This is a genomic window from Mucilaginibacter tolerans (genome assembly GCF_030519375.1).
Lineage (GTDB): Bacteria > Bacteroidota > Bacteroidia > Sphingobacteriales > Sphingobacteriaceae > Mucilaginibacter.
Genome location: NZ_JAUMKB010000003.1, coordinates 141,731 through 164,823, shown reverse-complemented (window position 1 = coordinate 164,823; position 23,093 = coordinate 141,731). Strand labels below are relative to the sequence as shown.

The following is a 23,093-nucleotide window of genomic DNA, read 5'->3' as shown; positions in this document are numbered from 1 at the left end:
GAGCGCCGGCCTAATCGGAAATTTAGTTTATATCTTGCCCATCTTGCAGCTTCTTGACCATCGTATTCAGGATATTCTTGTTGGGCTGGTCAGGTGCCTGTGCCTGCGCCTTCAGCGCAAATGTTAACGCTTTCTTATAGTCGCCAACTGCCGAATACCCCCTTGCCATACCTGCATTAGTCAAAAACTCATTAGGGTGTTTATCATAATTTATTTTGAACACTTCAAATGCCTGCTGACCTTTTTTCTGACGTGTCAGGTTGCGGCCATAGATGTATAACTCATTCAAGCTGCCATAAGGGTAGGCTTTTTTCATCACATCTGCGGCCTCTGGTGTTTTACCCATTGCGTCCAGCACCATTGCCTTTGTGCTCCGGGCAGTAAAGCTCCTATCGCCACCAAAATTGACACTGGTGGCAGTATCAGCCCACATCAATGCCTCATCCAAATTGGTTTTATTTTGGGCGCAGTATTGAGCGGCCTGGTTCCATGATTCCCAATTGAACCCTTTTTCACTTCTTAATTCCCTGCGGAAGGATGCCAGCTGTGTACCCACTACATCCACATCAATTTTAAAAGGGATCACCATTTTTTCCCATTGCAATGCTACTACGGCGCTGGTCGGTGTCTGGTCGGTAAACTCATATTTTAGCCATTCAACGCTTTTATCTGCAGGCACAGGTTTTATTTTTACTTTCAATACATCTTCATCAGGCTTGTAAAAGAAACTGCCCCAAGAGGAGTTGTTTTTGGAGAAGATCAGCGTGCATTCGTTTGGATCGTAAGCAATAAAGAACCCGTATTTACCTGCTGCCAGCGCCTGACCTTCAATTTTTACGTCCGTAGAAAATTCAATAGTAGTATTTTCATTAGCTCCGGCGCGCCAGGGGGCTGATTTTGAAGTCCCAAATCCCTGGTCCACATAGCCTGCTGGGATCAATTCTCCCCAAATGTGTCCTTCTCTTTTCTTCACAGCAGGGCGGTTGTAATTGATCGTAATATTAGTAATGCCTATCCCTTCGCTAACAGTGGCTCTTCTGTTGCCACCATCTGGTAATGAGGTAAGCTGGGCATGCGCAAACGGTATAAAAACGATGTGGATAATAGCCAGTAGTAAACCGGCGCTGAATAATTTTTTCATGGGAGTTTTTTTAATTAATGATCGGGTTAACGTAATATCTCTTATTTCCAGACAGCAACTACACCTGGCAAATCAATAGTCTGCATTTGTTTTACCACATTCTTTGAATGCGACAGCAGTAATAAAATTGCCGCTATTATCGGCGCCAGTTTTTCTGCTATGGGATGTAGTTTCATGTCCAGTAAAGAAGGTTTATAATTGATTTTACATCATAAAGCTCATCTTTATCTTCCAATCTGAAAAGTATATTCAACCTCAACTTGTTAATTTTTAATTGTTTAGCCGAAATCCTCAATCGAGGGGAATATTGAGACAATTTGGGTATTGAGCGGTACCTGTTGAGATTAGAGCGGGAATGATTGAGTAACTCTGCCTATTTATTGAAAACGGCAGTACATAACCGAAAACCTTTGTATTTTTAAAAATGAATCTTTTGAAAGGGAAGGCAACAATTGCCCAGCTTCAGTGGCTGGTGTGGGTGGCAGTTTATTTAATTATTTTTTTTTCGTTCCTGCCCGAGGATGGCCCGTACCAGGCGGGCATATTCAGTGGAATCAATGTTATTTTTTATGTGTCAGTAATCTACGGAAACATCAGGTTTTTGTATCCTAAGCTTTATCAAAAAGGGCATGTGGCGTTGTATGTGATACTGGTAGTGATATTATTGCCGGCAGCAGGTCTGGGCAGGGGCTTTCTGGTTATGTTTATATACAATAAATACTTTGCGGAACATGCCGAAAAAATGTCGGTGGGCAGTATTGCGCAGTTTTTAGTTGCGGGCCTGCTTACTTATATGCTGAGCTTTATCTTTCGCATCGCGATAGCGTATTTCAAACTAAAACAGCAGGCAGAGGAAATCATGCTGCAAAAAAGCCAGGCTGAATTAAATCTGCTCAAATCACAGGTGCAGCCGCATTTTTTGTTCAATACGCTGAATAATATTTACTACGAGGCCTACCGCGAGGCGCCGCGTACGGCGGGACTGATAGAACGTCTTTCGGATATTATGCGCTATTTTGTAGATGAAAGTCCGAAAGATGAGGTGTCGTTACAGACCGAAGTGCAGTTTATCGAGAACTATATTGCATTAGAAAAGATCCGCATTCGTCACGATACGGAGATAAATTTCGTCAAAGAGTATAACCCGGATGCTCGCATACCGCCCATGCTGCTGATGACTTTTGTAGAGAACATTTTTAAGCACGGCGTGGATAAATCGAGCAGGAAGAATAAAATCGACCTGTCGCTTATTCACCAGGAGGGTTATTTGCTGTTTCAGACGTCAAACAAAAAAATACCACAGTCGCAGGGGACATCGCATGGTTTTGGGATTGAGAATCTGAGAAAGCGTCTTGGCTTGTTATATGGAACCGCCTTTGAGTTGAATGTAGATTGCTCGGGCGATCAGTTTACTGCCTTTTTAAAAGTGCCGCTATCATGAATTTGAGCTGTATTATTATCGATGATGAACCCAACGCCGTAAATCTGCTGGAGATACTGATCCACCAGACGACACAATGGGACTTAAAGGCCAAATGCTATGATGCATTGGAGGCGATGGCATTTTTGAAAAAGAACAAGGTCGATTTTCTCTTTTTAGACATCAATATGCCGCAGCTAACCGGAATGGAGCTTGCTGCTATCCTACCCAAAGAAACCAAGATCGTTTTCACTACAGCTTATTCCGAATATGCTGCCGAGAGCTATACTTTTCAGACCATTGATTACCTGCTGAAGCCAATCACACTAAAACGTTTCATTTCATCCACACAAAAAATCGAAGCTTACTTTGGCAACAAGGAAGTAACCGAAAAGCCGGTTCATTTACCTGAAAAGGAATATTTCTTTGTGAAGTCAGGTAAGACATTAAGCAAGATCAGATTGGAGGATATACTCTATTTTGAAGGTGAAAAGGAGTACGTGCGCCTGGTTACCAATACCGGGCAATTACTAATTTATCGTCGTTTGAAAGAGATTGAAGAGCAATTACCGCTGCCTTTTGTGCGGGTACATAATTCCTATATCGTAAATACCAAGCAACTGGAAAAATTCCAGGATAACCACATCTACATCGCCGGCAAGCAAATACCAGTAAGCGAAAAATTCAAGGGCGATTTTATGGCAGTGATACAGCAGAGGATATTTTAGCCTTGCTTCGCAAACAACTGCCCTATATCCTTAAAAGCCTTAAATTCTAATGCGTTCCCGGAAGGATCAAGGAAAAACATAGTAGCCTGTTCACCTGGCAAGCCCTTAAACCGGATGTATGGTTCAATAACGAATTTTACACCACGTGCATTTAACCGCCCCGCGAGCTTTTCAAATTCGTCCCATTCCAATACGACGCCATAATGTGGCACTGGTACATCGTGCCCGTCAACAGGATTAGTATGATGCGCCTCTATATTTTTAGGTCTGGGTTTATAATGAATAACAAACTGGTGACCATATAAATTAAAGTCTGTCCAAAGTTCATCGGTGCGGCCTTCACTGCAGCCTAAAACTTCCCGGTAAAATTTACGAGCTTCCTCTAGGTCGTATACCGGCACTGCAACGTGGAAGGGTGTTATTTTATCCATAAATCCGTATCTTCATTAGAATACAATTATAATCATCAATTGTAAATTGGCGTTCATAAATTATTCAGCTTAATATTGTCATATTTGTCGGTTATGAATCGCATCTGTTTAATTGAAGACGAGCAAAAAGTAGCTGCCTTTATCACCAAGGGCTTAGAAGAACAGGGATATAGCGTGAAAACTGCGGGCGATGGAGCAAGTGCCAACAAGTTGCTGCAGCAGGAACAATTCGATCTTTTGATAATGGATGTGATGCTGCCCGATACCAATGGCATCGACCTATGTCGTAGTGTCCGCCAGAAGGATACTAATACACCCATACTCATGCTTACGGCACTGAACCAGGTTCATGATAAAGTATCAGGGTTAAAAGCGGGTGCGGATGATTACCTGGTAAAGCCTTTCCACTTCAGTGAATTACTGGCACGTATGGAGGCCCTGATGCGACGGAACAAAAGTGCAGAAGAAAATCATGTGCTCACTTTTGATGACCTGACGCTGGATACCTGGAGTAAAACGGCTGAACGCGCTGGTAAAAAGATTACTCTGACAGCGAAGGAGTATACCTTGCTGGAATTGTTTATGCAGAATCCCAATAAGATATTATCGCGCGAGTACATAGCAGAAAAAGTTTGGGAAATAGGCTTTGATACCGGGACCAATTTTATTGATGTGTATGTAAACTATCTGCGCAAAAAAATAGAAAGAGATTTCAAAAACAAGCTGATACACACGGTGATAGGGATGGGGTATATCTTGAAACAATCGGGTAAATAATGAAGATCAGGAATCGCCTCGCCTTATATTTTACAATCATCAGCGCGGTGATCCTGCTTATAGCTCTCACTGTCATTTTCATTACCTTTAATTCATTTGCTAAAGCCGATTTTTATAGCCGTTTGGTCGATCGGGCCAAGGTAGCAGCTCAATTATATTTGGAAGCAGACGAGATATCTCCGGATTCATTAAACCGTGTCCGCGAGCGCTATTTGAAGCAACTTCCAGGTGAAGTGACCCGCATTTATAATGATAAGAATGCCGCTTCATTTATCAGGGATAAACAGCAGTACTGGCCGAGTAATGTGATTGACCAGGTGAGAAGGCGACAGGATATAGAATTTACCGAAGGAACCAGGCAAACTGTTGGCATTTACTACAATGATAACCAGGGAAACTTTGTGATCCTAACATCGGCGGTAGACATACAGGGGCATCGCCGTATCGACGACCTTATCGAGATTATGGCGGCAATGTTTGTCTTGGTAATTACCGGGTTGTTTTTTATAGGTCGCTGGTTCGCCAAAAAGGCTCTTGAACCACTGGATGATGTGGTAGGACAGATGCAATTGGTACACGCAGGGAATCTCAGTTTCAGGGTAGACGAGGGTAACGGAAGGGATGAGATAAGCGTACTCGCCCAAAACTTTAACCGGCTCTTGAAACATCTCGAAAACGCCTTTGAAATGCAGCAAACCTATGTTACTAATGCATCGCACGAATTAAAGACTCCCGTAACCAGCATCATAGGCGAAATAGAGGTAGCACTCCATAAGGCGCGTTCTAATGAAGAGTATGAACGGGTTTTAAGATCAGTATTGATCGATGCCGAGGATCTGAATGAAACCATTTCCGGGTTAATGGAACTGGCACAGGTGGATATGGGTTATACCCAGGCTGCCCTCGACCCGGTTGCTATTGATGAACTGATATGGGAATTGGCTGATTATTGGACAAATAAGCTGGGCAAGGGTCTTTTTGCCGTGAGTGTCAAACATTTACCTGCCGATCCCGAACGATTGCAAATTCCTGCTAATAAAGCGCTGCTTACAATTGCTTTCAATAATATCATAGGGAATGCTTATAAGTTTTCTGATAACCAACGGGTTCAATGCGATTTGTATGCCGATAGCAGTCAGATAACTGTCACAGTCATCGACTCCGGCATCGGCATTCCGGCTGAGGAACTGGAGCGGATATTTGAATCTTTTTACAGGGGAACCAATGTTAAAGATCACCCCGGTAGCGGGATAGGGTTATATATTACAGGAAAGATTATCCAGTTATACAACGGCCATATCAGTATTAAATCGGAATCAGGAAAAGGAACTATAGTTGCCATTACATTTGAAACAGGTAATGGAATCGGGGAGGTAATTTAGATTTACGATTTTAGATTTACGATTTTATAACATCTACAATCGTAAATCTGCTTGTGAATCATAACCAAATCTGAAATAATAACCCCAAACCTAAAATCAGCTTATGCATTACGATACTTCTAAAATCGTAATTCCCACTATTGCGGCGGATTTAAATTCTAATCCCATTCTAATGTGGCTTTAATTGTCCTCTAACACCTCCCGGATATTTTTGCACAAATAATAATTTATGCTTTTAAAATATATCCGGACTATCGTATTGCTGCAAATAGCATGTGTTGCTGCCGGGGTCCCTGTGTTTGCGTTTGCACAAACCCCGGCTAGCGATACCTTAAAGCTAACAGTACGGCAGGTCGAGGATCAATTCATAAAAAATAACCTGAGCCTGATCATTTCGCGATACAATATCGACAATGCCAGTGCACAGGTCATGACCGCCCGCCTGTTTCAAAATCCCGATTTCAGTTTTGCTAATGGTATTCATGCCACAGGTGTGCCTAATGCTTTCAGCGAGCAATCAATGAGCGTCTCGCAGCTTTTCTATACCGCCGGAAAAAGGAACAAAAATATCCAATTAGCCAAAATCGGTGTTGAGCAAGCCAAATATCAGTTTTTTGACCTGCTGCGTACGTTGAAGTTCACGCTCCGGAATGATTTCTACACCATTTATTATAACGAACAATCGGCTAAAGTTTATAATGAGGAGATCGCTTCTTTATCAAAAACGCTGACTGTTTTTAAAGAGCAGTATACCAAGGGTAACATTGCTCAAAAGGAGGTGCTGCGTATTCAATCGCAGCTTTATTCACTTCAAACGGAATACAATGGTCTGCTGGCCGGTATTGATACTACCGAAAGTGAGTTGAAATTGTTGATCAAAGTATCATCCAAAACTTATGTAGAGCCAATAGTAACGGCGGATAACAAAGAGATGGTGTCGCGAGTGCCTTATCAGCAATTGCTGGATTCGGCTTACGTCAATCGCTACGACTTAAGATACAGCAAAGCCGCAGTTGATTACAGCAACATGAACCTGAAACTGCAAAAAGCAACCGCTGTTCCGGACGTTTCGCTATCCTTTAATTATGATAAACTGGGTTCGTATGGGAACAACTTTATGAGTGCGGGCATAGCTTTCAGTCTGCCGTTTTTTAACCGTAACCAGGGAGCCATCAAACAGGCTCATATCGCAGTCGATCAAAGCAAAGTGCAGTTGCAAAGTCAGCAAGACCAGGTAGAAAGTGACGTGGCAACTAATTACAAAGGAGCTTTGCGATTGGAGCAACTGTACAACGGCTTCGACCCCCAGTTTAAAGATGATTTTACCCACCTGATTCAGGAGGTATTTAAGAATTACGAGAAACGAAATATCAGCATGCTGGAATTCCTGGACTTTTATGATTCCTACAAAACCAACACGCTGCAAATGAATGGCCTTCAGCTTAATCGGGTGCTCTCCATGGAGCAGTTGAATTATGCGACAGGCACATCATTTTTTAATAAATAGATGCATACCCCTGCTATTAAAATAACAATGACAGAAATGTTCGAAAGAAACGGATTGATTGCCCTGGCAGACCACTGCCAGGCAATCGGACTGTTTCCCGATGAGCAGGCGATGAGGACACCAACTTTCAAAATACCCCTACTAATGATACTTAATACCCCTAGATGTATTAAGGTTGCCAAAGGCAGTGCAGCAATTTGCTGCACTTGCCGTGGCAATAATTCATATAAAAGATAAAATATATTTTATAAAAGAGCCACGCGATATGTTTAAACCGCAATACTACATTATGGCTGCTGTCCTAGCAGTGTCAGCAGTGGTAACACTGCAAAGTTGTCATCGCTCTGAAGCCTCCGGGGGCGAAAAAGACGAAAAATTCCAGGTAACGGATACGCTCCTGAGGAGCCTGCTGATAGATACTGTGAAGGAGGCTAGTGCGCTGTCTGAGATCAGGCTGACCGGCAGTGTCGCTCCCGATGAAAATAAGACTGTCAAAATTTACCCTCTGGTAAGCGGCGTAGCTAAAGACGTGAATGTGCAATTGGGGGATGTAGTGAGCAGGGGACAAACTTTGGCCATTATGAAAAGCGCTGAGATGGCCGCCTTTACTAAAGATTATATTTCTGCCGAAGCGGACCTGCGAAGTGCCAAACGGACTTTGGAATCTACCCAGGATTTATACAAAAGTGGGTTGGCTTCTCAAAAGGATTTTGAGCAGGCTCAGTCTGACTATCAAAAAGCTGTAGCTGAAAATAAGCGTGCCGCCGAGGTGGTAGGCATTAACAAGAGTAATGCGCAAGGATATCTTGTAAAAGCGCCAATCTCCGGCTATGTGATCGAGAAAAACCTGACCGATAACACGCAGGTGAGAGCGGATAACGGCACCAACCTGTTTACAATTGCTGATCTGTCGGATGTGTATGTACTCATCAATATTTATGAGTCTGATATTGCCAACATACAAACCGGCGACCCCGTAAAGATCACTACTCTGTCTTACCCTGATAAGGTTTTTGATGGTAAAATCGATAAGATATATGATATGCTAGACCCCGATGATAAAGTGATCAAAGCCAGAGTGAAAATCAACAACCCGGGGAATAAATTAAAGCCGGGCATGTTTGCCAGCGTGATTATCAAAGCTAAATCAGGTGAAAAACTGCCGGTGATCAATACCCGTGCTTTGATTTTTGATAATGATAAAAACTATGTAGTAGTAGTTGACGGGAAGGCTCACGCACGCATTCAGCAGGTGGATATTGCCAAAAAAGTAGAAGACCGTGCCTACATCCGTGCAGGTTTAAAACCTGGCGACCGCTTAGTGGCATCCAGACAAGTATATCTTTTTGAATCGCTTAAAGACTGACAGGTGCAGGACGGTTGGCGTTGAATAAAATTGAAATAAAACACAAAAAATAAATCCGAAATCGTACATCCGAATTTCGAAATCACGACATGAATCGATTCATAAAAAGGGTTTTATCATTCGCATTAAAAAACAAGTATTTTATATTCTTCGTAACTGCGTTGCTTGCAGCCGGGGGGTATATCAGCTTTAAAAATATCAGTATCGATGCCTTCCCGGATGTGACCAATACCTCGGTTACTATTATTTCACAATGGCCGGGACGGAGCGCCGAGGAGGTTGAAAAATTTGTAACCCGTCCGCTGGAAATTGCTATGAACCCGGCAGAGAAGAAAACCAGTATCAGGTCGTCTTCCTTGTTTGGCCTTTCGGTAGTCAAAGTGACTTTTGATGATGATGTAGATTATGCTTTTGCGCGTCTACAGATCAATAACCATATCGGCGACGCTAATCTGCCCGATGGCGTAAATCCATCTATCGAGCCACCTTACGGTCCGACAGGCGAGATATATCGTTTTACATTGACAAGCAATAAGCGATCTGTTCGTGAACTGAAAACGATTGAGGACTGGGTGGTCGACCGCGAGATACGCGCCGTACCCGGGGTGGCTGATGTAAACAGTTTTGGCGGTGAAGTGAAAACTTACCAGATCACCGTCGATCCGCAAAAAGCCTTACAATATGGCGTATCGGCACTGGAGCTTTATGAAGCTGTATCAAAAAGTAACGTAAATGTGGGTGGAGATGTGATCGAACAGAGCGGCCAGGCTTACGTGGTGCGTGGTATTGGTTTGCTGAACAATATCGACGAGATCAAGAATGTAGTCATCAACAATGTAAAGGGTACACCAATTTACGTGAAGACCATTGGCGAAGTAACCGAATCAGCATTGCCAAGATTAGGCCAGGTTGGTCGTGATCGCGACCCGGATGTGGTAGAAGGTATCGTGGTGATGCGCAAAGGCGAAAACCCAAGCCTGGTGATTGCCGCGCTGAAACAGAAAATACACGACCTGAATTATAATATTTTACCCTCAGATGTAAAGATCAAAACCTTTTACGACCGTGAGGACCTGGTAAATTTTGCCACGCATACAGTGCTCCATAATATGTTTGAAGGGATCATATTTGTAACTGTGATCGTGTTCCTCTTCATGGCCGACTGGCGCACCACGCTCATCGTATCGCTTATTATTCCGCTGGCTTTATTGTTTGCCTTTATCTGTCTCAAGCTAAAAGGCATGTCGGCCAATCTGCTTTCGATGGGTGCAATCGACTTTGGTATTATCATAGACGGTGCTGTAGTGATGGTGGAAGGGATATTTGTTGTGCTCGATCATCGTGCCAGGGAAGTGGGTATGGAGAAATATAACAGGCTGAGTAAATTGGGTATGATCAAGGAGGCTTGTCTGGTAAACGGTAAAGGTATATTCTTTGCCAAGCTGATCATTATCACCGGTTTGCTGCCCATTTTCAGTTTCCAAAAGGTGGAAGGTAAAATGTTCTCTCCTCTGGCCTGGACGCTGGGTTTTGCCCTGCTCGGAGCTTTGATCATGACCTTCACTTTTGTGCCTGCTTTTGCAAGCGTGCTGCTCAATAAAAATGTAAAGGAAAAGCATAATGTGTTTGTTGAGTTTGTGACGGGTTTCTGCATGCGTATCTATACATGGTGCTTCAAATTCAGAAAGGTAATGCTGCCATTTACCATCGGTACTTTAGTTATTTGCCTGGCTTGTTTTGAGTTATTGGGAACAGAGTTCCTCCCAGAGTTGAACGAGGGCTCGATATATGTCAGGGCCACGGGTCCGCTAAGCACCTCGCTTGGTGAATCGGTAAAACTGGCGAATGAGATGCGCAAAATATTTCTGAGTTTTTCAGAAGTAAAGCAGGTGCTTTCACAAACCGGTCGCCCGAATGATGGTACGGATGCAACGGGCTTTTATAACATCGAGTTCCACGTTGATATATATCCGCAGGACAAGTGGGCGAGGGGCGAAACTAAAGAAGAATTGATCCAACGCATGCAGGAAAAACTGAAGTTTTTTCCGGGGATCGATTTAAACTTCTCGCAGCCAATTTCTGATAACGTAGAGGAAGCGGTATCAGGGGTAAAAGGTTCCATCGTCGTAAAAATGTTTGGAGATGATTATAAATTCATCGAAAGCAGGGAGGACAGTATTTATAATATTCTGAAAAATGTAAAGGGCATAGAGGACCTGGGTATCCTGCGTGATATGGGTCAACCTGAGTTGCAGATCAATCTGAATCAGGTAAAAATGGCTCAATACGGCGTTACTGCTGCGGATGCCAATGCCGTGATCGAAACGGCAATCGGTGGCAAGGCCGCTACACAGATATATGAGGGCGAACGCAAGTTCGATTTGCGTATACGTTATCCTGAGGATTTCCGTAATAACACCCAGTCTATCGGCGACCTGCGGGTGCCATCTACCAGTGGTAAGAAAGTTCCTCTCCGTGAAATAGCAGATATCACTAAAATTACCGGTATCAGTATGATCTACCGTGACGCGCATAAACGTTACGGAGCTATAAAATTTTCAATCCGTGGCAGGGACATGGGTAGTACCATTAAAGAAGCACAGGATAAAGTAAATGCCAAAATCAAACTACCGAAAGGTTATTTCCTTGAATGGGCGGGCGATTTCGAAAACCAGCAGCGCGCTTCGAAGCGATTGGCCCAGGTAGTGCCGATCAGCTTGCTGATCATTTTCTTCATCCTGTTTATCCTGTTCGGGAATGTAAAGGATTCGTTATTGGTACTGAATAACGTTCCGTTCGCAATAGCAGGAGGGATCCTGGCCTTATTGATAACAGGTGTCAATTTTAATATTTCAGCTGGTATCGGCTTTATCGCCCTGTTTGGTATATGTGTGCAGAATGGGGTGATCCTGATCACCAAGTTCAAGACAAATATCAAGGAGTTAAGATTTCATTCGGCACGCCGATTCTCTGATGCGCTAAAGCTGGGCGTTGCCGAACGTCTGCGGGCGGTAGTAATGACGGCGTTAATGGCTGCCATCGGTTTATTGCCCGCGGCCATGTCAAATGGTATTGGTTCTGAAGCCTCAAAACCTTTGGCCATTGTAGTGATAGGCGGGTTAATCACCAATACAACATTTAACCTGTTCATCTTCCCGATCATATTCTACGGCGCATACAAAAAACGTGTGGAGCAAGGGAATATTGGGCGGATGTAAAAGAGACTAATACCCCCGAGTATCGGTATTGCGGACGGCGGTGCAGGGTGAGAGCTGTACCTGCCGGCGCAATTAAGGTACTGTAGTTAAGCAGCGGGTTGTATACCTGCCGCTTTTGTTTTGATTAAATCTAAAGTTTCCTTATGAAATCGTTAGCTCACCACGCAGATCCGTCTCCAGCAATTCTTTAATAACAGCAGGCTCTTTATATTGTCCCAGCAGGTACATCATTTTGGTGATGGCGGCTTCGTAGGTCATGTCGTAACCGTTGGCTACCCCCATGTCTTTCAGTTCCTTGCTGGTTTCATATCGGCCTAATTCTACCGTTCCTACTTTACATTGCGAAATATCCAGTATCACTTTGCCGCTGTTGATCGCATTTTTAAGCAGGTCTATAAACCATTGATCGGTGGTGGTGTTGCCTGCTCCGAATGTTTCCATTACAATACCCCGTACATCGGCAGAAAGGATGTTTTCAACCACTTTCGGACTAATACCCGGATAAAGTTTAAGTACCGCCACATCATTTGCCAGGTCGCTGTGGACAATAAAATGATCTTCTGTTGGTTGCCTTATATCGTTAAGGCTAAATTTAAGGTGCACACCTGATTCAGCCAATATTGGGTAGTTTGGTGATCTGAATGCCTCAAACTTGGACGAATTATACTTAAATGCCCTGTTGCCTCTGAATAATTTGTAATCAAAGTAGATACATACTTCAGGTACGCGGGCCCGATCATGTTTCTTTGCTTTGGCGATCTCGATGGCAGTCATCAAATTTTCTTTCGCATCTGTACGGATAGCGCTAATAGGTAACTGCGAGCCTGTGAAAATAACCGGCTTAGCCAGATTCTCGAGCATAAAGCTGAGCGCTGATGCCGTAAAGGCCATGGTATCCGAACCATGCAATATCACGAAGCCATCTACATTATCGTAATTATCTCTGATTAGGTGGGCCAGTTCGCACCAGATCTCTGGGTTCATATTGGATGAATCAATGATCTGTTCAAAGGAATGAACCAATATTTTGCAGTTTAACTTCTCCAGTTCAGGAACATTTTCCATGATCTGTTCGAAGTTAATTGGCTTAAGTGCCTTGGTTTTGGGGTCGGTCATCATACCGATTGTCCCTCCGGTATAGATGATCAGTATCTGGTTCATGAATCGGGCTAATCAAATAAAATGTAAATATAAAAACGTTCACACACCAAACACAATTTTTGAATTTTCGGTGGTCACTCTGGCAACTTCTTCAACGCTCATTTGATGCAAATCGGCTACCTTTTCAGCTACATATAGCAAGTATGAACTCTCGTTGCGCTTCCCGCGGTGCGGAACGGGCGTAAGATAGGGAGAATCTGTTTCTAAAACGATATGTTTTAAGTCAATTTCCTGTACTACTTTATCTAATCCTGAGTTTTTGTAGGTGACTACGCCACCAATGCCAAGGTAGAAGTCCAAGTCGATCAGTTTGTTAGCTTGCTCAAGGCTGCCGGTAAAGCAGTGAAGAATTCCTCTCAGGTCATCATCTTTCTCTTCTTCCAAAACAGCGAACACCTCATCAAATGAGTCGCGGCAGTGGATAACGATAGGCAGTTTTAATTCCTTTGCCCAATTGATCTGTGTTTTGAAAGCTTCTATCTGGTTATTTAGGGTGCTTTTATCCCAATACAAATCAATTCCTATTTCACCTATGGCATATATTTTATGCTGAGGGATAGCATTATAAATAGTATCCAGTTCCTGCTGCCAGTGCTCTTTCACGTCGCAGGGGTGCAAACCGAGCATAGCAAAGCAATTCTCCGGAAATGCGGCTACCTGGCTCATTACCAGATCAATGGACGCTGAATCAACGTTAGGCAGGAACAAACGGCTGATACCGTTATCCAGGCAGCGCTGCATCAGTTCCTGCCTTTTCACAGGGTCAGTCTCGTAATATTGATGGGTGTGTGTATCGGTCAATATCATGCTGCAAAAATAAAAAGCCCCGGCGAACCGAGGCTAAATATTAGCTTTTCTTTTTTGCGACAGTATGTTTTTTTGTCGCTGTCGTTGTCTTCTTAGCAGCGGGCTTTGGTGCCATCGCATGTTTTATCGGCTTGATCTTTACCAATTCCACATCAAACACTAACGTACTATATGGAGCAATTGCATCACCTGCGCCTTCTGGGCCATAACCTAAATTAGACGGTATGATCAGTTTTGCTTTTGAGCCTTCGTTTAATAATAAAAGCCCCTCGTCCCATCCTTTTATTACACTACCCGTGCCTACAACTACCGGCAGCGGCTCATAGTTACGGCCGGGCTGATTTAAACCTGCCTTTTGCGCTTCGGCCTGTATGCTTGAATCGAAAACTTTGTCGCCGGTTGTACGGCCAATATAGTTAACCAGCACAGTATCACCTGCCAATGGTTTAGGTTTCAACGAAGGTTGCGTGATAACATATTTCAATCCTGATGGCGTTGTTTTTACAATCAGGTTGTGCGATGCAATATATTTATCGCGGTCCGCAGTTTCTTCCGTTTTCATTTTCTCACCAACAGCATTTTTCTCATCAATAGCTTGCTGTAAGGACTGTATTTTATCAATCTTCACATTGAATACCAACCAACTTCCTTTTTTCAGAAACGCAGGGCGTTGTTCCTCATGATCCTTAAAAACTGAATCAGTAGGGACTTTTATACAAGCGCTGTCTTTCGCGGCCAGCAACGGCAACGCATCCATCAGGTCACCAACATTTTGGCAAGGCTGCACCTGTATCTTTAATGGATGGCCCAGCATATAGCTGCTGAAAAGAACAGAATCTTTCTCGGTCTTTTGTACAACATCAAAGGTGATTACATCATTAGGTTTAATCTTATCACCCGGATTGCTTGTTACTACTTTTACAACAGCACCTTTAGGAGTTTTCACTGAATTATCCTGGGCGTTTGCACAAATACCGGCAGTCAGAGATAATAAAGTTATTAAAGCAATTTTTTTCATCATGGTATTAAAATAAAAGCCCTCCGGTTTACGCAGAGGGCTATATATTGGTTGTTATTAGTCGTTATTTTTTAGCCGGCGCTTGTTGTTGTTTTGCCTGCTGTTGCAACTGCTGCAGAGTTAATGGAGCAGGGGCGGCAGGTTTTTTAGCGTTTGGATCAGGGTGGATAATATCAACTACTTCTATGTCAAATACCAGTGGTGTAAACGGCTGGATAACCTGGTTACCTTGTTCACCATAAGCTAAATTAGAAGGGATAATAAGAGTTGCCTTTGAACCTTTGTTTAAAAGCTGTAAAGCTTCGTCCCAACCAGGTATAACCGCTTTGACACCAACTACTACAGGTATTGGCTTATATTGCATCATCGGGTTGAATGTTTTCTCTTTTTGAGCAACTTCCTTAAGATTTGTTTCGAATAGTTTGCCATTCACAAATTTGCCTACGTAGTTTACCTCTACAGTATCTCCTGCGGCCGGCTTGTCGCCTGTCCCTTGTTTTGTTATTATGTAGTTCAAACCAGATGCAGTCGTAGTAACAGTCAGTTTATTATCGGCAATATATTTTTTGATTTTTGCTGGTTCAGCTTTTTTCATGACTTCAGCCTGAGCTTTTAAATAAGTAGTAATAGCGCTGTTAAATGCGGTGTCACTCATCTTACCTTTCGGTATTACCTTATCCACCTTCACTTCATAAACGATATACTTGCCTTTTAAAGGAGGCCTACGCATACCTTTTTTCATGATTGAATCGATATTTGTTTTGATAGTTGCGCTATCACCCTCGCCCAATAATTTAACGCCGGCAAAAATATCACCTGAAGCTTGTGCTTTTTGCAGAAGTGTAATGATAGGACGACCTTGCTCGTAAGTGCTCATCAAAACGGAGTCGCCATCTGTTTTCGCGATTAGCTGAAGACTAATAAAGTCGCCCTCTTTTACTCTTGGGGCGCCTTTGTCAACGTGTATATCATATAGCATACCGCCGTTACCTTTTTTAAATCCGCCATTACAGCTTGCTAATCCGATTGCCGCAAGAGCTAAAAACATTAAGTTTTTTTTCATCATTTATTGTATTAATAGTTTTTTATATTCTGGTAAAATTTGTTTGAACTGATTGATCACCCCGTCAAGGCTGTCTGTTGATGTGCCGCCGGCTGCATTGCGATGCCCGCCACCATTAAAATATTTTTTACAAATCTCGTTCGCAGGAAACTCTCCCCTTGACCTTAACGAAAGTTTTACCTTATCCGTACGTTCTACTATAAAAGCCGCCAGTTTTATACCTGTAATTGATAAAGCATAATTCACAATTCCCTCTGTATCACCTGTTATCACATCATACTCTTCCAATTCCTTCTTGTTAACGGAGATTAACGCAGTATTGTATTCATATAGTACTTCCAGCTTATCTTTCAGGCAATGTCCAAGAAAATTCAAACGGCCTTCTGATGAATTACTATAAACTAATTCGTGTATATGCCAGTTTACTGCGCCTGCTTCAATCAGGTCGGCAGCAATGCGGTGCACCGCCGGAGTTGTATTAGGTAAACGGAACGATGCAGAGTCGGTCATGATGCCTGTATACAGGCAGGTAGCCACATCTTTATTAACCAATTCTTTATGCTGCAATTGATTTACAATAAAATCATAAACCAGTTGAGCGCTTGCGCAAGCGTTGATATCCCAATGGCGGTAATCATCAAAATCTTCCGGTTCCAGGTGATGGTCAATCATCACTTTAACAGCGCTGCTTGCGCGAACCAGTTCCCCCAGTTCATTTATACGGCTCAGTGCGTTAAAATCGAGGCAGAATATGATCTCCGCCTCTGCAACCAGCGCCGCTGATTTGTCCAGGTGCTCAGTAAATATGATAACATTCTCGTTCCCGGGCATCCAGGCAAGGAAATCGGGATAATCTGTCGGAGTGATCACGTTTGCATGATGCCCCTGCTGTATTAAATAATTATATAAACCCAGCGACGACCCCATTGCATCACCATCAGGTTTGTGATGTGTGGTGATAACAATTTTGCGCGGTTGGCTTAATAGGTTTTTAAGTGCAGCTAAATCCAGCATCAATTTTCAAAATAGCTGCAAAGCTAAAGAAATAAATCAAATACGAAGTATCTAATTATAAAGCAAAAAGCGTTTATTTTATAAAGTTTAAAACACTACTTTTGCGGCAATTTTGATAAACACAATGGAAAATAATAAAACATTCACTATGATTAAGCCCGACGCGGTGGCCAATGGCCATATCGGTGCTATTTTAGATCATATTATAAAAGGTGGTTTTAAAATCACTGCTATGAAATACCTGTGGTTGACCCCTGAGAAAGCCGGCGAATTTTATGCAGTGCACAAAGCGCGTCCTTTCTACAACGACCTGGTGAGCTTCATGTCTTCAGGACCGATTGTCGCTGCTATTCTTGAAAAAGAAAATGCAGTTGAGGATTTCCGTAAGCTGATCGGCGCTACCGACCCAGCTAAAGCTGAGCCTGGAACTATCCGTAACCTGTTTGCAAAATCTATTGATGCAAATGCTGTTCATGGTTCAGATTCTGACGAAAACGCTAAGATCGAGGGCAATTTCTATTTCTCAGCTTTCGAGAAATTCTAAATTATTTTAATCAGGTGTAGTAGAGGGTGGGTTGCATAGTCGGCTCACCCGGTCTTTGCTGCGCCCGACCACCCTCTCTACGGCAAGCCGTAAAGAGGGTTTGTTGTTTTTCTCACCCTCTTTTCGCATAGCGAAGAGAGGGTCGACAAGCGAAGCTATGTCGGGGTGAGTTGATACGGCATATGTGTATCCGTAACCATATCCGGGATATATTTCCCTTTTTTATTTGCTTTTTTGCACTTAAAGTAATAGTTTTACTGTGCTGTAAATGTTGTAGTTATGATGGTGTTAAACTAAATGGCATGATTGTTGGAACAATAGCAGCAAAAACATAAGCCATGAAACTACTAATTAAGTGTTTAGTGTATGCGCTGGTGATAACAGCAATTATTGTTGTTAACTCCCTGTTTTTTCTGCATCACCCACCTGAAGTACAGCTCGTATTCATTACTCCCGGAGTTATGATATTGGGCTATTCTATCATCAGCGACGATTTCAGAAAAAAAGCACTGGCCAGATCAAGGTGGTCTAGAGGAAGATAATATCTTCTACCAGTACGCTATTTGTCTCGTTATTGATCTTCTCAATTATTTGAGAACGCATAAGTATCAGCTCATTTTTGATGACCGACGATTCTATGCGCAGGAATAATTTCTTATCGTGGATGTAGATCTCTTTGGTACGGTTAGCTACCGACTTACCCACCAACTGTGGCCATGAAGCTTTAATGCCGGTTTCGTCATACTTCCGCTTGATCTTGTATACCTGCAGCATCTGTTCGATGGCTTCCTTCAGGCTTTTGTCGTTAGTTCTGCCCATCAATTTCGCCTCCTGCTATTTTAAATATTTTTAAGCCTACATTGATTTTATCAAAGATCCCTTCCACTTTGGCAGCGCTGGTATCGGTAATAAATACCTGCCCAAAGTCGTGGTTGGATACCATCTGCATCAGTTTGGTTACCCGGTTATCATCCAGTTTGTCAAATATGTCATCCAGCAAAAGCAAAGGTTTAAACCCTTTTTGCTGATACAAGTAGGTATACTGCGCAAGCTTTAATGCTATTAAAAACGACTTCTGTTGTCCCTGCGAACCAAACTTTTTCATTGGCATACCATGAATTGCAAATTGCAATTCATCCTTATGAATGCCCACAGTAGTTCGCTCTAATATACGATCCTTTTCAGTGCTTTTTTTCAGCAGATCGGTAAAATCGCCCTGTAATAATTGCGACTCGTACACGAGGTCAACCTGTTCAGCGTCACCGCTCAAAAATTGGTAATGTTTATTGAAAACAGGTGTGATGGCTTCCATAAAGGCTTTTCGCTTTTCAAATATCAGGTTACCTGAGGCGATTAATTGTTCATCGAAGACACTCAGCAACTCAGGATCATATCTGCCTGTATCGGCAATTCGTTTTAATAAAGCGTTCCGGTTGGTCAATACCTTGTTATAAGTGATTAACTCGTCGAGGTATTTATTGTCGGTTTGCGAAATGACGTTATCAATAAATTTCCGCCGCTCCTCGCTGCCTTCTATAATAATGCTGATGTCATAAGGCGATATCATCACCAACGGGAACAAACCGATGTGATCAGCCAGGCGTTGGTAATCCTTTTTATTCCGTTTGAATTGCTTTTTCTGGTTGCGTTTTAATCCGCATGCAATGGTTTCCTTATGGCCATCTTTGTTAAAAACGCCGTTGATTACAAACAGGTCGGTACCCGTTTTTATCTGCTGACTATCTATGGGGTTAAAATAACTTTTGCAGAGTGACAGGTAATGTATCGCATCCAGTAAATTGGTTTTACCTGCGCCGTTATTGCCCGTAAAAGCATTCACACCCTCGCTGAAAATCAGCTCAGCCTCGCTGTAATTTTTAAAATTGATAACGGATAATTGCTGCAGATACATAAGGGTTGTCAAAGGTAGTGATTTTGTGGGGCAGTTAATCGGGGGTTAGTTAACCAGTCAATCAGGGATTAGTAACGCTCACAAGAAAATATTTTATCCCGCCCGGTAACTGGCCACTGGGTTTAACTGATTAACTGATAACCAGTCCCCGACAATTATTTACACCAACCTATTGCTTACAAAGTTGAAAACTGTATTTTTGCAAACTTAATTTTAGAATAGAAATGTCAAAAACCCAGGCGAATAATACTCAGGTCATTGCGAAAGACAGCGATTTTGGACAGACCGGTAAGTTTGTGCGCGAAAACCAAAAAAGCTTAATTTTTATTGCAGGAGCCATCATTGCAATGGTGATCATTTATTTTGGATACCAGAAGATGTACCTCGCGCCGCGTGAGGAAAAGGCAGCCAGCCAGATGTATGTAGCGCAGGATGCCTGGCAGAAAAAAGACTGGGATAAGGCCCTGAAAGGTGATGCCGGTTATCCGGGTTTTGAGAAAATCATCAATGATTATAGTAATACTAAAGCAGCTAACCTGGCTTATTTTTATGCAGGGATTGCTTACCTTAATAAGGGTGATTACAAAAAAGCCATTGATGACCTGACTAACTATCGTGGTAGCGACGTTATGGTTGCAGCTGAAGCGTTGGGTGGAACAGGTGATGCATACGTTGAGCTGAAGGACTATGATAAGGCATCCACATTCTTTAAGAAAGCCGCGGATAAAGCAAGCAACAAATTCCTGTCACCCTTCTATCTAAAGAAATTAGGATTGGTATATGAGGAGCAGAAAGATTACAAATCTGCTGACGAAACCTATAAGAAAATAAAATCAGATTATCCGGAGAGCAGCGAAGCACAAAGCATGGACGCGTATATCGCACGTGTGGAAGCAAAACTGTAATTCGGGAATTATATTCCACAATTTAACTGAATCCTAAAGGACAATATATTTATACGATATAAACCTTTGGGATTTTTTATTTATACTCAAAAATCTGCTTAAACGTTAAAAAAATGGCTACTCAGCTAAAAAATTTGTCCGATTTTTCTTCTACAGAAATACCTTCGGCCTTAAATTATCGCTTTGGTATAGTTGTTGCCGAATGGAATACGGAGATAACCAATGCGTTATACGAAGGGGCCTATCAAAGCCTTATTAACAATGGCGCATTACCGGATAATATCTTCAGTTACTCAGTTCCGGGTAGTTTTGAACTGACCTCAGGTGCAGATATCTTATTAAAGAATCTTCACGTAGATGCGGTGATATGCCTGGGATGTGTGATACAAGGTGAAACAAGGCATTTCGATTTTATTTGTGATGCCGTAGCTAACGGGATAAGTAACGTAGCTATAAAATATTCAAAGCCGGTTATTTTTGGTGTATTGACCACTGATAACCAGCAACAGGCCATCGACAGAGCAGGCGGCAAGCACGGAAACAAAGGTGACGAAGCAGCTGTAACTGCAATTAAAATGGCTAATTTGGCTGAAACTTTAAATTCATAAATTTCGTTTAACAGACATATTAAGACCATGAAAAAATTAATTTACTTCATCATCATCGTAGTACTTGCAGGTAGCATCGCATCATGCTCAAACAAACTGTGTCCGGCCTATTCTTCTTATCCAAAACACAGCAGATAACATCAAAAAGTCATTTTTCTCCCTGGTTAAGACTAATTGGGTTACGAACCGTATTTTTGTCGGTTAGTATATTTTAACTTTTTATGAATTGGATATCGTTGGAGTCAGCAGAACAGCTGAACGGGATTAAACACCACCAGGGCTATTGTATTATATATAAGCACAGCACGCGCTGTTCTATCAGTTTAATGGCAAAACGACGCATCGAAATGGATGCCTCCGAATTGCCAGATAATCTTCCGGTATACTTCCTCGACCTTATTAAACACCGCGATATATCCAACCAGATAGTACACGATTTCCACGTGCACCACGAATCGCCCCAGTTATTGCTCATAAAAGACGGAGAATGCATTCTCGACCAGTCGCACAGTGCGATTTCAATCGAAGAGGCGCTCGGCGAGCTCAACTGATCTATCAGCTCACCATCAACTCACTGTAATATTCCAAATGCCCGTTTAGGGTGTTAGGCTGTTTTTGTTTACCTTTGTTTTTATGATTGAATTGCCGGTAGTCCCTGCTAACCAAATGCAACGCAAGCCAGATTGGCTGAGGGTGAAACTTCCTGTGGGAAAAGAGTATGCGCATGTGCGTAATTTGGTGGATACCCATAAGCTGCATACCATTTGCGAGAGCGGCAATTGCCCTAATATGGGCGAGTGCTGGGGCGCAGGTACCGCAACTTTCATGATATTGGGTAATATCTGCACACGATCATGCTCATTTTGTGCCGTTGCCACAGGCAGGCCGTTAGCCGTTGATTTGGATGAGCCAAATCGCGTAGCCAGTTCAGTAAAACTGATGCAGGTAAAACATTGCGTGATCACTTCGGTTGATCGCGATGATTTGAAAGACGGCGGCTCTATTATCTGGGCAGAAACCATTAATGCTATTCGCAGGGAAAGCCCTGAAACGACCTTAGAGACTTTATTGCCTGATTTTAGAGGCATCTGGGAAAACCTGGAACGCGTACTAGCTGTTCGTCCGGAAGTGGTGTCACATAATCTGGAGACAGTTCGCCGTTTAACCAAAGAGGTTCGCATACAGGCTAAATATGACCGTAGCCTGGAGTGCTTAAGGCATATCTCCAAAGCAGGCTTGCGGACCAAATCAGGTATTATGCTTGGCTTGGGCGAGACTGAAGAAGATGTAATAGAAGCCATGCACGATCTTTTTGATGCCGGCGTACACATTCTTACATTAGGTCAATATCTACAACCAACACGCAGTCACCACCCGGTTATCGACTGGATACACCCTGATCAGTTTGCCCGTTACAAGGAAATTGGCCTGGAGATGGGTTTCAAATATGTGGAAAGCGGACCGCTCGTGCGTTCATCCTACCATGCAGAAAAACATCTGTTTGAAATCTAAATATTACTTTTTATCTTCACTCATCCTTGAGTAAGAAGCGAAAAATATCCATTTCCGAAGAAGAACTTGTACTTGCTTTGCGGCAACGTGAAAAAATTGCTGTTGAGGCATTATACGATATGTATTCGGCGTCGCTTTTGGGTGTGATCGTACGCATTGTTAACGACGAAGCCATTGCTGAAGATATTTTACAGGACACTTTTGTGAAAATCTGGAATTCCTTCTCAAGCTATAGTACTGAAAAAGGCCGCCTGTTTACCTGGATGGTGAATATCGCACGCAATCTGGCTATAGACAAAATACGCTCAAAGGATTTCAAGAATCAGACTAAAAACCAGGAACTTGAAAATAACGTAACTTTTATTGACGAACAGAGAAATACGGTTTATAAGCCAGAACTCCTTGGCGTTAAGGATTTAGTGGAACAGTTAAAGCCTGAACAAAAATCCATACTTGACCTCGTTTACTTTAAGGGTTACACCCATGTGGAGGCTGCCGATGAACTTGGCGTGCCTTTGGGTACTATAAAAACGAGGCTAAGAATGGCTATAACTCAGTTAAGGAAATATTTTAATTAGA

The 23,093-nt window shown here is 42.6% G+C and carries 24 protein-coding genes; 14 read left to right on the top strand and 10 right to left on the bottom strand.

Annotation, left to right across the window (positions count from 1 at the left end):
- Nucleotides 1–22: 22 nt before the first annotated feature.
- Together Q3A68_RS05435 and Q3A68_RS05430 are read right to left on the bottom strand one after the other, a co-directional pair.
- On the bottom strand, nt 23–1,141 hold the full coding sequence (locus Q3A68_RS05435) for a DUF2911 domain-containing protein (RefSeq protein ID WP_302900041.1): 1,119 nt from the start codon (nt 1,139–1,141) through the stop codon (nt 23–25).
- A gap of 41 nt (nt 1,142–1,182) precedes the next feature.
- Nucleotides 1,183–1,317, bottom strand: a complete 135-nt coding sequence (locus tag Q3A68_RS05430) for a hypothetical protein (RefSeq protein WP_302900040.1) — start codon at nt 1,315–1,317, stop codon at nt 1,183–1,185.
- Nucleotides 1,318–1,565: 248 nt separating this feature from the next.
- Between Q3A68_RS05430 and Q3A68_RS05425 the strand changes: the two genes are divergently transcribed.
- Together Q3A68_RS05425 and Q3A68_RS05420 are read left to right on the top strand one after the other, a co-directional pair.
- Nucleotides 1,566–2,582, top strand: coding sequence for a sensor histidine kinase (locus Q3A68_RS05425; RefSeq protein ID WP_302900039.1), 1,017 nt, complete (start codon nt 1,566–1,568; stop codon nt 2,580–2,582).
- On the top strand, nt 2,579–3,289 hold the full coding sequence (locus tag Q3A68_RS05420; protein WP_302900038.1) for a LytR/AlgR family response regulator transcription factor: 711 nt from the start codon (nt 2,579–2,581) through the stop codon (nt 3,287–3,289). The genes Q3A68_RS05425 and Q3A68_RS05420 overlap by 4 nt, the downstream gene beginning before the upstream one ends.
- On the opposite strand, the gene Q3A68_RS05415 is transcribed toward Q3A68_RS05420, so the two are convergent.
- Entirely contained in the window at nt 3,286–3,720 is a 435-nt protein-coding gene (locus Q3A68_RS05415) for a VOC family protein (protein ID WP_302900037.1), read from the bottom strand. The genes Q3A68_RS05420 and Q3A68_RS05415 overlap by 4 nt on opposite strands.
- Before the next feature lie 93 nt (nt 3,721–3,813).
- Between Q3A68_RS05415 and Q3A68_RS05410 the strand changes: the two genes are divergently transcribed.
- From Q3A68_RS05410 to Q3A68_RS05390, 5 genes are all read left to right on the top strand, one after another.
- Nucleotides 3,814–4,497, top strand: coding sequence for a response regulator transcription factor (locus Q3A68_RS05410; protein WP_302900036.1), 684 nt, complete (start codon nt 3,814–3,816; stop codon nt 4,495–4,497).
- The gene (locus Q3A68_RS05405) at nt 4,497–5,879 is read left to right on the top strand and encodes a HAMP domain-containing sensor histidine kinase (RefSeq protein ID WP_302900035.1); all 1,383 of its coding nucleotides are present in this window, start codon (nt 4,497–4,499) and stop codon (nt 5,877–5,879) included. Before Q3A68_RS05410 ends, Q3A68_RS05405 begins: the two co-directional genes overlap by 1 nt.
- A 229-nt stretch (nt 5,880–6,108) precedes the next feature.
- Nucleotides 6,109–7,386, top strand: a complete 1,278-nt coding sequence (locus Q3A68_RS05400; protein ID WP_302900034.1) for a TolC family protein — start codon at nt 6,109–6,111, stop codon at nt 7,384–7,386.
- 289 nt (nt 7,387–7,675) lie between these two features.
- Nucleotides 7,676–8,752 carry an efflux RND transporter periplasmic adaptor subunit gene (locus Q3A68_RS05395; RefSeq protein WP_302900033.1) on the top strand — a complete coding sequence of 359 codons (1,077 nt, stop codon included), beginning with the start codon at nt 7,676–7,678 and terminating at the stop codon, nt 8,750–8,752.
- A gap of 89 nt (nt 8,753–8,841) precedes the next feature.
- Nucleotides 8,842–11,970 carry an efflux RND transporter permease subunit gene (locus tag Q3A68_RS05390; protein WP_302900032.1) on the top strand — a complete coding sequence of 1,043 codons (3,129 nt, stop codon included), beginning with the start codon at nt 8,842–8,844 and terminating at the stop codon, nt 11,968–11,970.
- A gap of 141 nt (nt 11,971–12,111) precedes the next feature.
- On the opposite strand, the gene Q3A68_RS05385 is transcribed toward Q3A68_RS05390, so the two are convergent.
- The 5 genes from Q3A68_RS05385 to Q3A68_RS05365 form a co-directional block, all read right to left on the bottom strand.
- Nucleotides 12,112–13,131, bottom strand: a complete 1,020-nt coding sequence (locus Q3A68_RS05385; RefSeq protein ID WP_302900031.1) for an asparaginase — start codon at nt 13,129–13,131, stop codon at nt 12,112–12,114.
- Nucleotides 13,132–13,170: 39 nt separating this feature from the next.
- The gene (locus Q3A68_RS05380; RefSeq protein WP_302900030.1) at nt 13,171–13,938 is read right to left on the bottom strand and encodes a TatD family hydrolase; all 768 of its coding nucleotides are present in this window, start codon (nt 13,936–13,938) and stop codon (nt 13,171–13,173) included.
- A gap of 40 nt (nt 13,939–13,978) precedes the next feature.
- A complete protein-coding gene (locus tag Q3A68_RS05375) occupies nt 13,979–14,959 on the bottom strand; it encodes an FKBP-type peptidyl-prolyl cis-trans isomerase (RefSeq protein WP_302900029.1) in 981 nt (326 codons plus the stop codon).
- 61 nt (nt 14,960–15,020) lie between these two features.
- The gene (locus tag Q3A68_RS05370; RefSeq protein ID WP_302900028.1) at nt 15,021–16,022 is read right to left on the bottom strand and encodes an FKBP-type peptidyl-prolyl cis-trans isomerase; all 1,002 of its coding nucleotides are present in this window, start codon (nt 16,020–16,022) and stop codon (nt 15,021–15,023) included.
- The gene (locus Q3A68_RS05365) at nt 16,023–17,033 is read right to left on the bottom strand and encodes a DHH family phosphoesterase (RefSeq protein WP_302900027.1); all 1,011 of its coding nucleotides are present in this window, start codon (nt 17,031–17,033) and stop codon (nt 16,023–16,025) included.
- Nucleotides 17,034–17,157: 124 nt separating this feature from the next.
- On the opposite strand from Q3A68_RS05365, the gene Q3A68_RS05360 reads away from it, so the two are divergent.
- Both Q3A68_RS05360 and Q3A68_RS05355 read left to right on the top strand, forming a co-directional pair.
- On the top strand, nt 17,158–17,577 hold the full coding sequence (locus tag Q3A68_RS05360; protein ID WP_302900026.1) for a nucleoside-diphosphate kinase: 420 nt from the start codon (nt 17,158–17,160) through the stop codon (nt 17,575–17,577).
- A gap of 338 nt (nt 17,578–17,915) precedes the next feature.
- Nucleotides 17,916–18,119: a hypothetical protein gene (locus Q3A68_RS05355; protein WP_302900025.1), complete on the top strand. Its 204-nt coding sequence runs from the start codon at nt 17,916–17,918 to the stop codon at nt 18,117–18,119.
- On the opposite strand, the gene Q3A68_RS05350 is transcribed toward Q3A68_RS05355, so the two are convergent.
- Both Q3A68_RS05350 and recF read right to left on the bottom strand, forming a co-directional pair.
- Nucleotides 18,106–18,396, bottom strand: coding sequence for a DciA family protein (locus Q3A68_RS05350; RefSeq protein ID WP_302900024.1), 291 nt, complete (start codon nt 18,394–18,396; stop codon nt 18,106–18,108). The two genes, Q3A68_RS05355 and Q3A68_RS05350, sit on opposite strands and share 14 nt — an antisense overlap.
- On the bottom strand, nt 18,383–19,489 hold the full coding sequence (gene recF, locus Q3A68_RS05345; RefSeq protein ID WP_302900023.1) for a DNA replication/repair protein RecF: 1,107 nt from the start codon (nt 19,487–19,489) through the stop codon (nt 18,383–18,385). Before recF ends, Q3A68_RS05350 begins: the two co-directional genes overlap by 14 nt.
- A 224-nt stretch (nt 19,490–19,713) precedes the next feature.
- Between recF and Q3A68_RS05340 the strand changes: the two genes are divergently transcribed.
- The 5 genes from Q3A68_RS05340 (at nt 19,714) to Q3A68_RS05320 (ending at nt 23,092) form a co-directional block, all read left to right on the top strand.
- A complete protein-coding gene (locus tag Q3A68_RS05340) occupies nt 19,714–20,394 on the top strand; it encodes a tetratricopeptide repeat protein (protein WP_302900022.1) in 681 nt (226 codons plus the stop codon).
- A 113-nt stretch (nt 20,395–20,507) separates the two neighbouring features.
- Nucleotides 20,508–21,002: a 6,7-dimethyl-8-ribityllumazine synthase gene (ribH, locus tag Q3A68_RS05335; protein ID WP_302900021.1), complete on the top strand. Its 495-nt coding sequence runs from the start codon at nt 20,508–20,510 to the stop codon at nt 21,000–21,002.
- A gap of 221 nt (nt 21,003–21,223) precedes the next feature.
- Entirely contained in the window at nt 21,224–21,553 is a 330-nt protein-coding gene (ytxJ, locus tag Q3A68_RS05330; RefSeq protein WP_302900020.1) for a bacillithiol system redox-active protein YtxJ, read from the top strand.
- Between the two features lie 82 nt (nt 21,554–21,635).
- On the top strand, nt 21,636–22,514 hold the full coding sequence (gene lipA / locus Q3A68_RS05325; protein ID WP_302900019.1) for a lipoyl synthase: 879 nt from the start codon (nt 21,636–21,638) through the stop codon (nt 22,512–22,514).
- A 26-nt stretch (nt 22,515–22,540) separates the two neighbouring features.
- Nucleotides 22,541–23,092, top strand: coding sequence for an RNA polymerase sigma factor (locus Q3A68_RS05320; RefSeq protein ID WP_302900018.1), 552 nt, complete (start codon nt 22,541–22,543; stop codon nt 23,090–23,092).
- Nucleotide 23,093: the final 1 nt, after the last annotated feature.

Coding starts and splice junctions, on each gene's coding strand:
- Q3A68_RS05415 (WP_302900037.1), bottom strand. CDS start 3,720: ATGGATAAAATAACACCCTTCCACGTTGCAGTGCCGGTATACGACCTA.
- Q3A68_RS05350 (WP_302900024.1), bottom strand. CDS start 18,396: ATGGGCAGAACTAACGACAAAAGCCTGAAGGAAGCCATCGAACAGATG.
- Q3A68_RS05355 (WP_302900025.1), top strand. CDS start 17,916: ATGAAACTACTAATTAAGTGTTTAGTGTATGCGCTGGTGATAACAGCA.
- Q3A68_RS05380 (WP_302900030.1), bottom strand. CDS start 13,938: ATGATATTGACCGATACACACACCCATCAATATTACGAGACTGACCCT.
- Q3A68_RS05435 (WP_302900041.1), bottom strand. CDS start 1,141: ATGAAAAAATTATTCAGCGCCGGTTTACTACTGGCTATTATCCACATC.
- Q3A68_RS05400 (WP_302900034.1), top strand. CDS start 6,109: ATGCTTTTAAAATATATCCGGACTATCGTATTGCTGCAAATAGCATGT.
- Q3A68_RS05370 (WP_302900028.1), bottom strand. CDS start 16,022: ATGATGAAAAAAAACTTAATGTTTTTAGCTCTTGCGGCAATCGGATTA.
- Q3A68_RS05430 (WP_302900040.1), bottom strand. CDS start 1,317: ATGAAACTACATCCCATAGCAGAAAAACTGGCGCCGATAATAGCGGCA.
- Q3A68_RS05360 (WP_302900026.1), top strand. CDS start 17,158: ATGGAAAATAATAAAACATTCACTATGATTAAGCCCGACGCGGTGGCC.
- Q3A68_RS05365 (WP_302900027.1), bottom strand. CDS start 17,033: ATGCTGGATTTAGCTGCACTTAAAAACCTATTAAGCCAACCGCGCAAA.
- Q3A68_RS05425 (WP_302900039.1), top strand. CDS start 1,566: ATGAATCTTTTGAAAGGGAAGGCAACAATTGCCCAGCTTCAGTGGCTG.
- Q3A68_RS05385 (WP_302900031.1), bottom strand. CDS start 13,131: ATGAACCAGATACTGATCATCTATACCGGAGGGACAATCGGTATGATG.
- ytxJ (WP_302900020.1), top strand. CDS start 21,224: ATGAATTGGATATCGTTGGAGTCAGCAGAACAGCTGAACGGGATTAAA.
- ribH (WP_302900021.1), top strand. CDS start 20,508: ATGGCTACTCAGCTAAAAAATTTGTCCGATTTTTCTTCTACAGAAATA.
- Q3A68_RS05410 (WP_302900036.1), top strand. CDS start 3,814: ATGAATCGCATCTGTTTAATTGAAGACGAGCAAAAAGTAGCTGCCTTT.
- Q3A68_RS05420 (WP_302900038.1), top strand. CDS start 2,579: ATGAATTTGAGCTGTATTATTATCGATGATGAACCCAACGCCGTAAAT.
- Q3A68_RS05395 (WP_302900033.1), top strand. CDS start 7,676: ATGGCTGCTGTCCTAGCAGTGTCAGCAGTGGTAACACTGCAAAGTTGT.
- lipA (WP_302900019.1), top strand. CDS start 21,636: ATGATTGAATTGCCGGTAGTCCCTGCTAACCAAATGCAACGCAAGCCA.
- recF (WP_302900023.1), bottom strand. CDS start 19,489: ATGTATCTGCAGCAATTATCCGTTATCAATTTTAAAAATTACAGCGAG.
- Q3A68_RS05405 (WP_302900035.1), top strand. CDS start 4,497: ATGAAGATCAGGAATCGCCTCGCCTTATATTTTACAATCATCAGCGCG.
- Q3A68_RS05340 (WP_302900022.1), top strand. CDS start 19,714: ATGTCAAAAACCCAGGCGAATAATACTCAGGTCATTGCGAAAGACAGC.
- Q3A68_RS05375 (WP_302900029.1), bottom strand. CDS start 14,959: ATGATGAAAAAAATTGCTTTAATAACTTTATTATCTCTGACTGCCGGT.
- Q3A68_RS05390 (WP_302900032.1), top strand. CDS start 8,842: ATGAATCGATTCATAAAAAGGGTTTTATCATTCGCATTAAAAAACAAG.